14 protein-coding genes are annotated in these 15,073 nt (G+C 69.1%); 4 read left to right on the top strand and 10 right to left on the bottom strand.

The genetic code is table 11. The features are described from left to right. The first annotated feature begins 8 nt into the window (after positions 1–8). Genes zwf through pgl form a run of 3 tightly spaced genes read left to right on the top strand, consistent with a single transcriptional unit; the run spans position 9 to position 3,287 of the window. A complete protein-coding gene (gene zwf / locus AC2DFQ_RS02460; protein WP_484532837.1) occupies positions 9–1,559 on the top strand; it encodes a glucose-6-phosphate dehydrogenase in 1,551 nt (516 codons plus the stop codon). After that, positions 1,556–2,503 (top strand): glucose-6-phosphate dehydrogenase assembly protein OpcA, encoded by a 948-nt coding sequence (locus AC2DFQ_RS02455; protein ID WP_484509421.1) that lies wholly within the window; start codon positions 1,556–1,558, stop codon positions 2,501–2,503. The genes zwf and AC2DFQ_RS02455 overlap by 4 nt, the downstream gene beginning before the upstream one ends. Next, positions 2,496–3,287, top strand: a complete 792-nt coding sequence (pgl, locus tag AC2DFQ_RS02450; protein ID WP_484532836.1) for a 6-phosphogluconolactonase — start codon at positions 2,496–2,498, stop codon at positions 3,285–3,287. The genes AC2DFQ_RS02455 and pgl overlap by 8 nt, the downstream gene beginning before the upstream one ends. A gap of 18 nt (positions 3,288–3,305) precedes the next feature. Here the strand turns inward: pgl and AC2DFQ_RS02445 are convergent, their stop codons facing one another. The 10 genes from AC2DFQ_RS02445 to uvrA all read right to left on the bottom strand — a co-directional run bounded on the left by AC2DFQ_RS02445 (position 3,306) and on the right by uvrA (position 14,715). Then, on the bottom strand, positions 3,306–3,659 hold the full coding sequence (locus AC2DFQ_RS02445) for an RNA polymerase-binding protein RbpA (protein ID WP_484509423.1): 354 nt from the start codon (positions 3,657–3,659) through the stop codon (positions 3,306–3,308). A gap of 3 nt (positions 3,660–3,662) precedes the next feature. Then, a complete protein-coding gene (secG, locus tag AC2DFQ_RS02440) occupies positions 3,663–3,911 on the bottom strand; it encodes a preprotein translocase subunit SecG (RefSeq protein ID WP_484509424.1) in 249 nt (82 codons plus the stop codon). An 83-nt stretch (positions 3,912–3,994) separates the two neighbouring features. Continuing rightward, on the bottom strand, positions 3,995–4,786 hold the full coding sequence (tpiA, locus tag AC2DFQ_RS02435; protein WP_484509425.1) for a triose-phosphate isomerase: 792 nt from the start codon (positions 4,784–4,786) through the stop codon (positions 3,995–3,997). Next, positions 4,777–5,991 carry a phosphoglycerate kinase gene (locus AC2DFQ_RS02430; protein WP_484509426.1) on the bottom strand — a complete coding sequence of 405 codons (1,215 nt, stop codon included), beginning with the start codon at positions 5,989–5,991 and terminating at the stop codon, positions 4,777–4,779. Before AC2DFQ_RS02430 ends, tpiA begins: the two co-directional genes overlap by 10 nt. 9 nt (positions 5,992–6,000) lie before the next feature. Further along, positions 6,001–7,005, bottom strand: a complete 1,005-nt coding sequence (gap, locus tag AC2DFQ_RS02425; RefSeq protein ID WP_484532835.1) for a type I glyceraldehyde-3-phosphate dehydrogenase — start codon at positions 7,003–7,005, stop codon at positions 6,001–6,003. A 101-nt stretch (positions 7,006–7,106) separates the two neighbouring features. Further along, positions 7,107–7,733, bottom strand: a complete 627-nt coding sequence (locus AC2DFQ_RS02420; RefSeq protein ID WP_484509428.1) for a superoxide dismutase — start codon at positions 7,731–7,733, stop codon at positions 7,107–7,109. 127 nt (positions 7,734–7,860) lie between these two features. Next, positions 7,861–8,838 (bottom strand): DNA-binding protein WhiA, encoded by a 978-nt coding sequence (gene whiA / locus AC2DFQ_RS02415; protein WP_484509429.1) that lies wholly within the window; start codon positions 8,836–8,838, stop codon positions 7,861–7,863. Between the two features lie 73 nt (positions 8,839–8,911). After that, complete coding sequence (rapZ, locus tag AC2DFQ_RS02410) at positions 8,912–9,793, bottom strand: RNase adapter RapZ (protein WP_484509430.1); 882 nt, start codon at positions 9,791–9,793, stop codon at positions 8,912–8,914. A 21-nt stretch (positions 9,794–9,814) separates the two neighbouring features. After that, positions 9,815–11,761, bottom strand: coding sequence for an excinuclease ABC subunit UvrC (gene uvrC / locus AC2DFQ_RS02405; protein WP_484533124.1), 1,947 nt, complete (start codon positions 11,759–11,761; stop codon positions 9,815–9,817). Positions 11,762–11,781: 20 nt separating this feature from the next. Next, on the bottom strand, positions 11,782–14,715 hold the full coding sequence (gene uvrA / locus AC2DFQ_RS02400; protein ID WP_484509431.1) for an excinuclease ABC subunit UvrA: 2,934 nt from the start codon (positions 14,713–14,715) through the stop codon (positions 11,782–11,784). A 117-nt stretch (positions 14,716–14,832) separates the two neighbouring features. On the opposite strand from uvrA, the gene AC2DFQ_RS02395 reads away from it, so the two are divergent. Beyond that, complete coding sequence (locus AC2DFQ_RS02395) at positions 14,833–15,069, top strand: hypothetical protein (RefSeq protein ID WP_484509432.1); 237 nt, start codon at positions 14,833–14,835, stop codon at positions 15,067–15,069. Positions 15,070–15,073 lie beyond the last annotated feature (4 nt).

Here is a 15,073-nt window from a genome sequence, read left to right as displayed (position 1 = left end):
GGCGAGGAATGACCGTAGAGATCTCGCGGGGACACAACCCGCTCCGAGACCCGGATGACCGGCGTCTCAGCCGCATCGCCGGACCCAGCGCCTTGGTGATCTTCGGGGTCACCGGAGACTTGGCGCGCAAGAAGCTCATGCCGGCGGTGTACGACCTCGCCAACCGTGGCCTCCTTCCCCCCGGCTTCGCCCTCGTCGGGTTCGCCCGCCGCGACTGGGAGGACCAGGACTTCGCTCAGGTCGTCCACGACGCGGTCAAGCAGTACGCGCGCACCGAGTTCCGCGACGAGACGTGGAAGGAGCTCCTCGAAGGCATCCGCTTCGTGCCGGGCGAGTTCGACGACCCTGAGGCCTTCCGTCGCCTGCGGGAGACGGTCGAGACGCTCGACGTCGAACGGGGCACGCTCGGCAACCACGCCTATTACCTCTCGATCCCGCCGAAGGCCTTCCCCGTCGTCGCTCAGCAGCTGAAGGCGTCCGGACTCGTCGGCGATAACGCCGACGACGAGACGGGCTGGCGCCGCGTCGTCATCGAGAAGCCGTTCGGGCACGACCTGGCCTCCGCGCGCGAGCTCAACGCGGCGCTGGAGACGGCGTTCCCGGCCGACTCGATCTTCCGCATCGACCACTACCTCGGCAAGGAGACGGTCCAGAACATCCTGGCGCTGCGCTTCGCGAACGAGCTGTACGAGCCGATCTGGAACCGCAACTACGTCGATCACGTGCAGATCACGATGGCCGAGGACATCGGGGTCGGGGGGCGGGCCGGCTACTACGACGGTATCGGCGCCGCGCGCGACGTCATCCAGAACCACCTGCTGCAGCTGATGGCGCTCACCGCGATGGAAGAGCCCATCAGCTTCGACGCGAAGAACCTCCGCGCCGAGAAGGAGAAGGTTCTCGCCGCTGTCCGCCTTCCCGAAGACCTCTTCCTCGCGACCGCCCGCGGCCAGTACGCCGGCGGATGGCAGGGCGGGGAGCAGGTCACCGGCTTCCTCCACGAGGACGGCATGGACCCCGCCTCGACGACGGAGACGTACGCCGCCATCAAGCTCGAGGTCAACACCCGCCGCTGGTCGGGTGTGCCGTTCTACCTGCGCACGGGCAAGCGACTGGGCCGGCGGGTCACCGAGGTGGCCGTCGTCTTCAAGCGCGCGCCGCAGCTGCTGTTCAGCCGCAGCCAGACCGAAGAACTCGGCCAGAACGCGCTCGTCATCCGGGTGCAGCCCGATGAGGGTGTCACGATCCGGTTCGGCTCGAAGGTCCCCGGCGACGGCACGCAGGTGCGCGACGTGACGATGGACTTCGGCTACGGGCACGCCTTCACCGAGGCGAGCCCCGAGGCGTACGAACGTCTCATCCTCGATGTGCTCCTGGGCGACCCGCCGCTGTTCCCGCGGCACGAGGAGGTCGAGCTGAGCTGGAAGATCCTCGATCCGATCGAGCGCTTCTGGGCGGAGCAGGGCGGCGCACTCGAGCAGTACTCCCCTGGGTCGTGGGGTCCGGCATCCGCCGACGAACTCCTCGCCCGCGACGGCCGCAGCTGGAGGCGCCCGTGATCATCGACCTGCCCGACACCACAGTCAGCAAGATCTCCAAGGCGCTCGTCAACGTGCGCGAAGAAGGCGGCGCGGTCGCCCTGGGGCGCGTGCTGACCCTCATCATCGTGACGCACCACGGCGCAGAGGAAGCGGCCATCGAGGCCGCGAACGACGCGTCGCGGGAGCATCCCATGCGCGTCATCGTGCTGCTGATCAATGACGAGGACGACACACCGCGGCTGAACGCGGAGATCCGTGTCGGCGGCGACGCCGGCGCCAGCGAAGTGGTCGTGCTGCGCGTCTTCGGCGAAGCCGGGTCCAACGCCGAGAGTCTGGTCACGGGCCTGCTGCTGCCGGATGCCCCGGTGGTGGCGTGGTGGCCCGCCGATCCGCCGGACTCGCCGGCGCACTCGGAGGTGGGGCATATCGCCCAGCGCCGTATCACCGACGCGTCGAACCAGCCCGACCCCGCGGCGTGGGTGGACGGTCTCGGCAGCCACTACTCCCCCGGTGACACCGACTTCGCGTGGACGCGTCTGACGCGCTGGCGCGAGCAGCTGGCCGCCGTTCTCGACCAGCCGCCCTACGAGCCGGTCACCGCCGTCGAGGTGCGCGGTGCAGCCGACTCGCCGTCGACGGTGCTGCTGGCCGCGTGGTTGCGCCTGAAGCTGGGCGTCCCGGTGGATTCGGCCTACCTGCCCACCGACGAGTGGGCCAGCGGCATCAAGAGCGTGCGGCTGACCCGATCGAGCGGCGACACCCTCCTGGAGCGGCCCACCCCCGGCGTGGCCATCCTCACCCAGCCGGGCCAGCCCGTGCACGAGCTGGCCTTCCCGCGCCGGACGCTGCGCGAGTGCCTCGCCGAGGAGCTGAGGCGCCTGGATCCCGATGAGCTGTACGGTCGGGTCATCACCGAGGGCCTGGAGCTCCTGGCCCGCACCGACAGGAGCGACCGTGGCTGACTCGGGCACGGAAAAACGCGTCGTGATCAGCGACGATGCGGGCTCGCTCGCGGCGTCGGTCGCCCGCCGCCTGATCGACCGCGTGAAGAAGCAGGTCGACAACGGCAAGACCCTCCACATCTGCCTCACCGGCGGATCGATGGGCGGCGGCGTCCTCCGCGCCGCGGCCGAGGACCGCCGCACGGCGCGCATCGACTGGTCGAACGTGCACTTCTGGTGGGGTGACGAACGCTGGGTTCCGCGCGATTCGGACGACCGCAACGAGAAGCAGGCACGCGACGCGTTCCTGGATGCGCTCGACATCCCCGCCGCGAACATCCACCCGATGGCCTCCAGCGATGAGACCCTGGACCTCGACGCCGCGGCCGGGGCGTACGCCGACGAGCTGGCTCAGTTCGCGCCGTCGGACCGCACCGAGACGGGCCCTTGGCCGACCTTCGACATCTGCTTCCTGGGTGTGGGACCCGACGGGCATATCGCGTCGCTGTTCCCCGACCGCCCCGAGATCCAGGTCACCGATCGGGCGACCGTGCCCGTCCGCGACTCACCGAAGCCGCCGCCCGAGCGCATCTCGCTCACCCGCCCGGTGATCAACTCGTCCAAGCGGGTGTGGATGGTGCTGGCAGGACCGGACAAGGCATCGGCGCTCGGACTCGCACTTGCCGGTGCCAGCTACGTCAGCGTGCCGGCCGCCGGCGCGAAAGGCCGCAAGCGCACCATCCTCTTCGTGGACGAAGCAGCCGCGGCCCAGGTTCCGCCGCAGCTCATCGACCGCGAATACTGACGCGCGGGCGGCGCGGGCCTATTGGCCGCGGCGCTCGCGCAGCGACTGCAGGGCGTCGTCGAGGAGGGCTTCGGCCTCTTCCTCGGTGCGACGCTCCTTCACGTACGCCAGGTGCGTCTTGTACGGCTCGTTCTTCGCCAGCGCGGGCGGGTTCTCCTGATCGCGTCCGGCCGGAAGGCCGGAGTGCGGGGAGTCGATGGTCTCGGGGATCTCGTCCTCGGGGATGCCGGCGGCGAAGTAGCGCACCGTCTCGTTTCCGAGCGCGTCCCAGTAGGACACCGCCACGCGGTCGGCGTGGTAGCCGTGGTCCTGTTCGCCCATCGGGCCCGCGCCTACGCGCGTGCCCCGGATCGCGTTGCCGCCTGTCGCCATGTGTCAGAGTCCCTGGAACTTGGTGATGAGCCCCAGCGACACGATGGAAACGAACCACGCGAGCGCCAGGATGATGGTGAACCGGTTGAGGTTGCGCTCGGCCAGCCCCGACGAGCCCAGCGCGGAGGTCATACCGCCGCCGAACATGTCGGAGAGCCCGCCACCACGCCCCTTGTGGAGCAGGATCAGCAGGGTCAGCAGGAGGCTGGTGATGCCCAGCAGAACCTGCAGGACGAACTCGATGATCTGCACTGTGGATAGCCTTTCGTGGCGACCCTCCCCGGCCGCACAAGGGTCAAGTATACGGGCCGTGGCCACCCGCGCTCGAAGGAGGGCTAGACGCCGACGTGCTTCTGGTAGCGGACGATGGCGGCGAACTCGTCGACGACGAGGCTCGCCCCGCCCACCAGGGCGCCGTCCACGTCGGGCTCGCGCATGAAGCTCGCGATGTTGCCCGACTTGACCGACCCGCCATAAAGGACGCGGGTGCGTGCCGCTGCATCCGCGCCGAGCTTGTCGGCGACGACCTGCCGCAGCTTCGCGCACACGTCCTGCGCCTGGTCGGGCGTCGCCGCCTGCCCGGATCCGATCGCCCACACCGGCTCATAGGCCACGACGATGTCCGCTTCCGCCGGCACACCCTCCAGTGCTACCTGCAGCTGGCCCACCGGAACGGCGCTCGCGCCGAAGGTCTCCAGATCTTCGGAGGTCTCACCGACGCAGATGACCGGGACGATGCCGTGGCGGAGCGCGGCCTGCACCTTCTGGCCGACGATCTCATCGCTCTCGGCGTGGTACTGACGCCGCTCGGAATGGCCGACGATGACGTACCGCACGTCGAGCTTCGCGAGGAACTGCCCGGAGATCTCGCCCGTGTAGGCGCCGGAGTCCTGCGTCGACAGGTCCTGGGCGCCGAGGCCGAACGGGATCTTGTCGGCGTCCACGAGGGTCTGCACCGTGCGGAGGTCGGTGTAGGGCGGGAAGACCGCGACCTCCACGCTGCCGTTGTCGTGCTTGGCCTCCTTGAGCGTCCAGTGCAGCTTCTGCACGAATGCGACAGCCTGCAGGTGGTCGAGGTTCATCTTCCAGTTGCCGGCGATGAACGGGGTGCGGGTGGTTATGACCATCCGAGGACCTCCAGTCCGGGGAGCTTCTTGCCTTCGAGGAACTCCAGGCTGGCTCCGCCGCCGGTGGAGATGTGACCGAACTGGTCATCGCTGAATCCGAGCCGGCGGACCGCCGCGGCGGAGTCACCGCCGCCGACCACGCTGAGGCCGTCGACCTCCGTGAGCGCCTGCGCGACGGCACGCGTGCCGGCCGCGAACGGCGCCATCTCGAACACGCCCATGGGGCCGTTCCAGAACACGGTGCGGCTTTCCCGCACCGCGGCGGCGAAGGTCTCCGCGGTCTTCGGGCCGATGTCCAGGCCGAGGCCTGCCGCACCGAAGGCGGTGTCCTCGAGCGCGGTGGCATCGGTGACGACGTGCTCCGCATCGGCCGAGAAGGATGCCGCGACCACCGCGTCCACGGGGAGGACGATGTCCACCCCGCGCTCCGCGGCATCCGTGAGGTACTTCTTCACGGTGTCGATCTGGTCCTTCTCCAGCAGGCTCGCGCCGACCGAGTACCCCTGCGCGGCGAGGAAGGTGAACATCATCCCGCCGCCGATGAGGAGGCGGTCCACACGCGGCAGCAGGTGTGCGATGACGCCCAGCTTGTCGCTCACCTTCGACCCACCCAGGACGACCGTGTACGGACGCTCGGGGCGCTCGGTGAGGCGGTCCAGGACGTCGAGCTCCGCCTCGATCAGCAGGCCCGCCGCCGACGGCAGGATCTCGGCGAGGTCGTAGACGCTCGCCTGCTTTCGGTGCACCACCCCGAAGCCGTCCGAGACGAGCGCGTCACCGAGTTCGGCGAGTTGCGCGGCGAAGGCGCGGCGCTCGGCGTCGTCCTTCGCGGTCTCGCCCGGGTTGAACCGCAGGTTCTCGAGGACCGCGATGTCGCCGTCCTCGAGGGCCTCCACTGCCTCGTGGGCGGACTCGCCCACCGTGTCACGTGCGAACGCGACCGGCTTGCCGAGCAGCTCGGACAGACGCTGGGCGACGGGCGCGAGGCTGTACTTCGCCTCGGGAGCCCCCTGGGGACGGCCGAGGTGCGAGCACACCACGACGCGCGCGCCGGCGTTGATGAGGGCATTGAGCGTGGGCAGCGACGCACGCACGCGGCCGTCGTCCGTGATGACCCCGTCCCCGAGGGGAACGTTCAGGTCACAACGGACGATGACGCGCTTGCCTGCGAGCGACCCCAGAGAGGCGAGGGTGCGCAGAGCCATGATCCGGCCTTACAGGCGCTCGGCGACGTATTCGGTCAGGTCGACCAGGCGGCTGGAGTAGCCCCACTCGTTGTCGTACCAGGCGGAGAGCTTGACCTCGTTGCCGAGGACGCGCAGCAGGCCCGCATCGAAGATGGCCGAGTGCGGGTCGGTGACGATGTCGCTGGAGACGATCTCGTCCTCGGTGTACTTGAGGATGCCCTTCAGCGGACCGGCGGCGGCGGCCTTGTAGGCCTCCTTGACCTCTTCGACGGTGACCGGTCGCGAGGCGACGACGGTCAGGTCGGTGATCGAGCCGGTGGGAACGGGTACGCGCAGCGCGAAGCCGTCCAGCTTGCCCTGGAGCTCGGGCAGCACGAGGCCGAGGGCCTTCGCGGCACCCGTGGAGGTGGGGACGATGTTGATGGCGGCGGCACGCGCGCGGCGCAGGTCGCTGTGCGGGCCGTCCTGCAGGTTCTGGTCGGCCGTGTACGCGTGCACCGTGGTCATGAGGCCCCGCTCGATGCCGAAGGCGTCGTTGAAGACCTTGGCCAGCGGCGCGAGGCAGTTCGTGGTGCACGAGGCGTTGGAGATGATGTGCATCGTGGCGGGGTCGTAGGTCTCCTCATTCACGCCCATGACGAACGTGCCGTCCTCGCCGGTGGCGGGGGCGGAGATGAGGACCTTCTTGGCACCGGCGTCGATGTGCTTGCGCGCCAGCTCCGCCTTGGTGAAACGGCCGGTCGATTCGATCACGATGTCGACGCCGAGCTCGCCCCACGGGAGGTTGGCGGGGTCGCGCTCCTCGAAGACGCGGAACGACTTGCCGTTGACGGTGATGGAGTTCTCGTCGAACGACACGTCGGCGTCGAGGCGACCGGTCACCGAGTCGTACTTCAGCAGGTGCGCCAGGGTCTTGTTGTCGGTGAGGTCGTTGACCGCGACGATTTCGAGGTCGGCACCCTGTGCGAGCGCCGCGCGGAAGTAGTTGCGTCCGATCCGGCCGAAGCCGTTGATCCCGATCTTGACGGTCACGGAGTCACTCCTGAATGTTGGTGCGCTTTTGCGCTCTGATGAGGGTTTTCCAGGGGACGACGGGCGTCCCGGCGGGGGTCCCGCCGGGACGCCACCGTCGCTTACGACAGTACCAGCAGACCCGCCGTCTTCTGGCGGGCGGTGGCGAAGCGCTCCTGCGCGTTCGCCCAGTTCGCGACGTTCCAGAACGCCTTGACGTAGTCGGCTCGCACGTTCTTGTAGTCGAGGTAGTACGCGTGCTCCCACACATCCAGGAGGAGGAGCGGGACCGTCGCGGCGGCGATCTGGCCCTGCTGGTCGAAGATCTGCTGGATGACGAGGTTCTCCCCGATCGAGTCCCAGAACAGACCCGCCCAGCCCGAACCCTGCACGCCCAGGGCGGCAGCGGTGAAGTGCGCCTGGAACTTGTCGAACGATCCGAACGCGTCGTCGATCGCGGCCGCGAGGTCACCGGTGGGCTTGTCGCCACCGTCCGGAGACAGGTTGGTCCAGAAGATCGAGTGGTTGACGTGGCCGCCGAGGTTGAAGGAGAGGTCCTTGGTCAGCTTGTTGACGTTCGCGAGGTTGCCGGTCTCGCGGGCCTCCGCGAGCTGCTCGAGGGCGGTGTTGGCCCCGGTCACGTACGTCTGGTGGTGCTTGTCGTGATGCAGCTGCATGATCGTCGCACTGATGTGCGGCTCCAGCGCGGCGTAGTCATAAGGGAGGTCGGGCAACGAATACTTCGCCAATGTTCTCTTCTTCCGTTCGGCGCGCGCCGATACCTCGGCGCAGCGAGGATGACGTGTTCATCCTACTGAGCGGCAACACGCGCGCACCCGGGTTGCTTCCCCACGTGGCGCGCGCTATCGGCGGAGCTCAGTCCTCGGCGCCGGCGGGGACGGCCGACTCGGTGTCGGGGAGCCCCAGAACCTCGGCCTTCTTGTCGGCCATGGCCAGAAGGCGGCGGATGCGACCGGCCACCGCATCCTTCGTCAGCGGGGGGTCGGCGTGGTGGCCGAGTTCGTCCAGGCTCGCGTCGCGGTGCGCGAGACGGAGTTCGCCGGCCTCGCGGAGGTGCTCGGGCACCTCGTCGCCGAGGATCTCCATGGCCCTCTCCACGCGCGCACACGCGGCGACGGCGGCCTGAGCCGAGCGGCGGAGGTTGGCGTCGTCGAAGTTCACCAGCCGGTTCACTCCCGCGCGCACCTCGCGGCGCTGCCGCAGCTGGTCCCACTCGGCAGCCGTCCGCCGCGCACCCATCTCGGCCAGGGTCGTCCGGATCGCCTCGCCGTCGCGGACGACCACGCGCGGCACGCCGCGCACCTCGCGCGCCTTCGCCGGTACGCCGATGCGATGGGCAGCGCCGACGAGGGCCATGGCGGCCTCGGGCGAGGGACACGCGATCTCCAGCGACGCCGATCGGCCGGGCTCGCTGAGTGAGCCGGCGGCGAGGAACGCGCCGCGCCACACGGCCGCGAGGTCACCTCTCGATCCGGTCGTGAGCTTGTTGGGAAGGCCGCGGACGGGACGGCGACGCTGGTCGAGCAGTCCCGTCTGACGCGCGAGGGTCTCCCCCGCCTCGATGACGCGCACCGCATAGTGGCCGCCGGCGCGTCCACCCGATCCCTGCACGTGCACGAGTTCGGGGCGCACGCCGTACAGCTCCATGAGGTCGCGCGCGACGCGACGGGCGAGTTGCTCGGAGTCGAGCTCCGCCTCGACGGCAACGCGGTTCGCGATGGAGTGCAGCCCCCCGGAGAAGCGCAGCAGAGCCGTCAGCTCGGCGATTCGTGCCGTCGGCCGCGGGTCGCGGACGGTGGTCAGCTCGGCCTTCGCGTCGGCGGTCAGCGGCACAATTCTCCTCGGGACGGCGGGTGGGGGACGACGTTACAGCCTACTCGCGGCCTCGCGTCTCAGACGACCGGGCTTATTCGCGGCCGAGATCGCGATGCGCGACCCGGACGGCGACGCCGGGGGTCGACCGCAGCCGCTCGGCCAGTTCGCGCGCCATCACGACGGAGCGATGGCGTCCCCCGGTGCACCCGATCGCGACGACCGAATGCCGCTTGTTCTCCCGCTGGTATCCCTCCAGCACCGGGCGGAGGGCTGCGGCGTAGGCGTCGAGGAACTCCTGGGCGCCGGGCTGGGCGAGTACCTCGTCACGCACCGGGGCGTCCTCGCCGCTGAGGGCGCGCAGGTCGTCCTTCCAGTACGGGTTCGGCAGGAACCGCATGTCGGCGACCATGTCCACGTCGGTGGGGAGCCCGTACTTGAACCCGAAGCTCATGAGCGTCACCGTGTGCCGGGCGGCGCCCTGCTCGCTGAAGAGCTCGACGGCCCGGGTCGTGAGCTGGTGGATGTTGGTGGCCGAGGTGTCGATGAGCACGTCGGCCGACTCCCGGACGCCCGCGAGCTGCTCGCGCTCACGACGGATGCCGTCCAGGATCGTGCCCTCGCCCTGCAGCGGATGCGGTCGCCGCACCGCCTCGAAGCGTCGGACGAGCACGTCGTCGGCAGCATCCAGGAACACCAGGCGCACCTGGCGGCCGGCACGGATCGCCTCCATGACGTCGGGCAGATCGGCGAAGAGTTCGCGGCCGCGCACGTCGACCACGACGGCGACGCGGGGAACGGCGCCGCCGGCGAGTTCGGTCAGCTCCAGCAGCGGCCGCAGCATCTGGGGCGGAAGGTTGTCGACGACGTACCAGTCGAGATCTTCCAGGGCGTTGGCGACGGTGGTGCGGCCGGCACCGGACATGCCGGTGACGATCAGCACTTCGCCGCGATCGCGGTGTGCTTGATCGGTCATGACCACCCCCGTGACCCCAGCCTATCGAGCCAGGTGCGTGTGAATCGACTCCGCGAGCTTCGGCCCGATCCCCGGCAGCTGGGTGATCTCCTCTGGTGTGGCTTCGCGCAGCGCCGTCACCGACCCGAAATGCCTCAGGAGCGCCTTGATACGCGCGTCGCCGAGCCCCGGCACCTCGGCAAGCACGCTGGAGATGTCGCGCTTGCGACGCTTGCGCTGATGGGTGATCGCGAACCGGTGGGCCTCGTCGCGGAGGCGCTGCAGCAGGTACAGCGCCTCGCTCGTGCGCGGCAGGATGACGGGGAAGTCCTCCCCCGGCAGCCACACCTCCTCGAGGCGCTTGGCGATGCCGCACAGGGCGATCTCCTCGTGGCCGGAGTCGGCGAGGGCGCGGGCGGCGGCCTCCACCTGCGGCTTCCCGCCGTCGACCACCAGCAGCTGCGGCGGGTAGGCGAAGCGCGGACGCTTGCGGGCCGTCACGACCTCCGCCTCGGGGTCTGTGACGATGTCCGCCCCCGGATCGACGACGACGGCGCCGCGCGCGCCCGCGGAAGCGTCCGGCTCGTCTCCGCCCTGGGACTCGGGGCGGTCGAGGTAGGCCAGGCGCCGGGTGAGGACCTGGTACAGCGAATCGGTGTCGTCGGTGGTCTCGGGCACCCCGAACGAGCGGTACTGGTCTTTGCGCGGCAGGCCGTCTTCGAAGACCACCATCGATGCCACGACGTTCGTGCCCGACAGGTGCGACACGTCGTAGCACTCGATGCGCAGCGGTGCCTCGGCGAGGTCGAGAGCCTCCTGCAGGTCGGACAGCGCCTGGGTGCGGGCGACGTAGTCGCTCGTCCGCCGGGTCTTGTGCAGCATCAGCGCCTGCTGGGCGTTGAGTGTGGCCGTCTTCATCAGCTCGGCCTTGCGCCCGCGCTGGGCGACCTGGATCGTGACGTTCTTGCCGCGGCGTTCGCGCATCCAGTCTTCGAGCTCGGCGGCGTCGTCGGGAAGCGAGGGGACGAGCACCTGCCGCGGGATGTCCCCGGCGGCGGCATCGCCGTAGGTGCGCTGCAGCACCTGGTCGACCAGTTCGGCGCCGGAGATGTCGATCTCCTTCTCGATCGTCGTCGCGCGGACACCGCGCACGCGTCCGCCGCGGATGACGAAGTGCTGCACCGCGGCGGCGAGTTCGTCCTCCGCGATGCCGAACAGGTCGGCGTCGGTGTCGGGCGCGAGCACGAGCGCGCTCTTGTTCAGTACCGCGTCGATGGCTTGCAGCTTGTCTCGGTAGACGGCGGCCGACTCGTAGTCCATCGCGGCCGAGGCCTCCCGCATCCGCGCGGTGAGGGTCTTGCGGAAACGCTGGTCGCCGCCGGCCATGAACGCGACGAAGTCGTCGACGATCGCGCGGTGCTCCTCGATCGTGACCTTCATCGAGCAGGGCCCGCCGCAGCGTCCGATCTGTCCGGGGAAGCACGGACGCCCGCTCTGCATCGCCTTCTTGTACGACGCGTCACTGCACGTGCGGATCGGGAAGACCTTGATCATCAGGTCGATCGTGTCGTGCACGGCCCAGACCTTGGGATACGGGCCGAAGTACTTGGCCCCGGGGATGCGCCGGTTGCGGGTCACGATCACCCGGGGCGCCTCGTCGGCGAGCGTGATCGCCATGAACGGGTACGACTTGTCGTCGCGATAGCGGACGTTGAAGGGCGGATCGAATTCCTTGATCCACATGTACTCCAGCTGCAGCGAGTCGACGTCGCTGGCCACGACCGTCCACTCCACGGATGCGGCGGTCGTCACCATGCGCCGCGTCCGCTCGTGGAGCGACCTGAGGGGTGCGAAGTAGTTGGACAGCCGCGCGCGGAGGTTCTTGGCCTTCCCGACGTAGAGCACGCGACCATCGGCGTCGCGGAACCGGTAGACGCCGGGGTTGGTGGGGATCTCGCCGGGCTTCGGGCGGTAGGGAAGCTGCGACATCCGTTCTCGGGATGCCACGCTCAGCCCGCCTTGCGCTCGAGCTCCGGCTCGCGTCTGCGGATGGGCTCGGCGAGCGAACGACCCGCCAGCACTTCGGCGAGGAACACGCCGGTGTAGCTGGCCTCGACGCGCGCGACCTGCTCGGGCGTGCCGGTCGCGACGATCGTGCCGCCTCCGGAGCCGCCCTCGGGTCCGAGGTCGATGACCCAGTCCGCCGATTTGATGACGTCGAGGTTGTGCTCGATGACGATGACCGTGTTGCCTTTTTCCACGAGACCGTTCAGCACGTGCAGGAGCAGCGAGACGTCTTCGAAGTGCAGACCGGTGGTCGGCTCGTCGAGCACGTAGATCGAACGGCCGTTGCTGCGGCGCTGGAGCTCGGTGGCGAGCTTCACGCGCTGCGCCTCGCCGCCGGACAGCGTCGTGGCCGACTGGCCCAGCCGGACATACCCGAGGCCCACGTCCACGAGGGTCTTCAGGTAGCGGTGGATGGCCTGGATCGGCTCGAAGAAGTCGGCGGCCTCGGAGATCGGCATCTCCAGCACCTCGGCGATGTTCTTGCCCTTGTAGTGCACGGCGAGCGTGTCGCGGTTGTACCGCTTGCCGTGGCACACCTCGCAGTCGACGTACACGTCGGGGAGGAAGTTCATCTCGATCTTGATCGTGCCGTCGCCGGAGCACGCCTCGCAGCGCCCGCCCTTGACGTTGAAGCTGAACCGGCCGGCCTGGTAGCCGCGCACCTTCGCTTCGGGGGTATCGCTGAAGAGCGTCCGGATGCGGTCGAAGACCCCCGTATAGGTCGCCGGGTTCGATCGCGGCGTGCGGCCGATGGGCGCCTGGTCCACGTGCACGACCTTGTCGAGGTTGTCGAGGCCCGTCACACGGGTGTGCTTGCCGGGGACGCGGCGCGCTCCGTTCAGGCGTGAGGCGAGGACTTCGTAGAGGATGCCGTTGACCAGCGACGACTTGCCCGAGCCGCTCACCCCGGTCACGGCGGTGAGGACGCCCAGGGGGAAGTCGACGGTGACGTTCTTCAGGTTGTTCTCGCGCGCCCCCACGACCGTGATCTGGCGCTTCTTGTCGATCCGTCGGCGCTTGGGCGGCGTGGCGATGGCGCGGCGGCCCGACAGGTAGGCGCCGGTCAGCGACCGCTCATCCGTCAGCAGCCCGGACAGCGGTCCGGAGTGCACGACGTTGCCGCCGTCCACGCCCGCGCGGGGGCCGATGTCGACGACCCAGTCGGCGGCGTGGATGGTCTCCTCGTCGTGCTCGACCACGATGAGGGTGTTGCCGAGGTCGCGGAGCTTGATGAGCGTCTCGATGAGGCGGCGGTTGTCGCGCTGGTGCAGCCCGATCGAGGGCTCGTCCAGGACGTACAGGACTCCGGTGAGTCCCGACCCGATCTGCGTGGCGAGCCGGATGCGCTGGGCTTCGCCGCCGGAGAGCGTCGCGGCGGCGCGGCCGAGGCTCAGATAGTTGAGACCGACCTGGATGAGGAAGTCCAGCCGCGCGCGGATCTCCCGGAGGACCGCCGCGGCGATGTGCGCCTCGCGGTCGGTCAGTTCGAGCTGCGCGAAGTACTCCTGCGCCTCGGCGAGGCTCAGGCGCGACGCATCCGCGATGGAGTGGCCGTGGACGTGCACCGCGAGCACCTCGGGCTTCAGGCGGTCGCCGTTGCACGCCGGGCACGGCACTTCGCGGAGGAACTCCGACCAGCGCTGACGCTGCGTGTCGGACTCGGCTTGCAGATACTGGCGCTCGATGTAGGGAACCACACCCTCGAAGCCGGACGTGTACCGCATCTCGCGGCCGTAGCGGTTCTTCCACTTCACGGTGACGTTGTAGTTCTCACCACGCAGCACGGCCTCTTTGACCGCCACGGGCAGCTTCTTCCACGGCGTGTCGAGGGAGAACTTCAGGTCGCGCGCGAGCCCCTCGAGGAGCCGCTCGTAGTACTGGAACAGCCCCTTGCCCTGCGTCGTCCACGGGATGATGACCCCATCGCGGATGGAGAGTTCTTCGTCACCCAGCATCAGCTCGACGTCCACCGACATGCGGGTGCCCAGGCCCGAGCAGGTCGGGCACGCGCCGAACGGGGCGTTGAACGAGAATGTCCGCGGCTCGATCTCGGTGAGCTGGATCGCGTGCCCGTTGGGGCAGGAGAGCTTCTCCGAGAAGGACTGCCACGCAGCATCCCCCTCCTCGTCGACGAAGTTCACCTGCATGATGCCGCCGGCAAGGCCCAGTGCCGTCTCGACCGAGTCGGTGACGCGTCCCAGGATGTCGGGGGCGGCGACGAGACGGTCGACGACCACGGCGATGTCGTGCTTGTAGCTCTTCTTCAGCGCCGGCGGCTCGGCCAGCTGGACGAGTTCGCCGTCGACGACGGCGCGCGCGTACCCCTTGGCGCTGAGCTCCTTGAAGAGATCGACGAACTCGCCCTTCTTCTGCGTCACGACCGGCGCGACGATCTGGAAGCGCGTGCGCTCGGGCAGCTCCATGAGCTGGTCGGCGATCTGCTGCACCGTCTGACGCTGGATCTGCGCACCGCACTCGGGACAGTGCGGGACTCCGATCCGCGCCCACAGCAGACGCATGTAGTCGTGGATCTCGGTGATCGTGCCCACGGTCGAGCGCGGGTTGCGGTTGGTCGACTTCTGGTCGATCGAGACCGCCGGGCTGAGGCCCTCGATGAAGTCGACGTCGGGCCGGTCGACCTGGCCGAGGAATTGCCGGGCGTACGCGCTCAGCGACTCGACGTAGCGTCGCTGGCCCTCGGCGAAGATGGTGTCGAACGCCAGGCTCGACTTCCCCGATCCGGACAAGCCGGTGAAGACCACGAGAGCATCGCGGGGGATGTCGAGGTCGACATCCTTCAGATTGTGGACGCGCGCACCGCGAACACTGAGCTTTCCGCTGGTGTTTCCGGGCAGGACGGCAGGAACGATGGGCACCCGTCAAGTTTAGGCGGGGGTTCTGACACCGGCTTCAGGTTCGCGACGAGCGCATCCCGCTCCGGCGGGCGGCGGCCCACGTTGCACGCAGCGTGTCGAGCGCCAACACTGGGGAGCATGGCACGAAAAGATGCGGGACGCCGTCCGCTGCGCGAGCGCGTCCGTGAAGCCGGCGGGTGGTACACCTACCTGAACACCCGGCTCATCCGCATCGCGGGGCCGGCTTCGGTCGGACCCTACGAGACCACTCCCGAACCCGAGCGCTCCGAGCGGGCATGCCCGCTGTGCGGGAAGGCCATGTCGGCGCACACCTTCGACCGCACCGGCCCGAAGCCCCTCATGCACTGCCCCTGACCCG

It is taken from the genome of Microbacterium sp. Z11_20 (assembly GCF_057197605.1).
This window is presented reverse-complemented; position numbering and strand designations above follow the sequence as displayed.

Bases quoted from the DNA above. Each gene is read 5' to 3' on its own strand.
- zwf (WP_484532837.1), top strand. From the start codon at position 9: ATGACCGTAGAGATCTCGCGGGGACACAACCCGCTCCGAGACCCGGAT.
- AC2DFQ_RS02445 (WP_484509423.1), bottom strand. From the start codon at position 3,659: ATGGCGACAGGCGGCAACGCGATCCGGGGCACGCGCGTAGGCGCGGGC.
- tpiA (WP_484509425.1), bottom strand. From the start codon at position 4,786: ATGGTCATAACCACCCGCACCCCGTTCATCGCCGGCAACTGGAAGATG.
- AC2DFQ_RS02430 (WP_484509426.1), bottom strand. From the start codon at position 5,991: ATGGCTCTGCGCACCCTCGCCTCTCTGGGGTCGCTCGCAGGCAAGCGC.
- rapZ (WP_484509430.1), bottom strand. From the start codon at position 9,793: ATGACCGATCAAGCACACCGCGATCGCGGCGAAGTGCTGATCGTCACC.
- uvrC (WP_484533124.1), bottom strand. From the start codon at position 11,761: ATGTCGCAGCTTCCCTACCGCCCGAAGCCCGGCGAGATCCCCACCAAC.
- AC2DFQ_RS02395 (WP_484509432.1), top strand. From the start codon at position 14,833: ATGGCACGAAAAGATGCGGGACGCCGTCCGCTGCGCGAGCGCGTCCGT.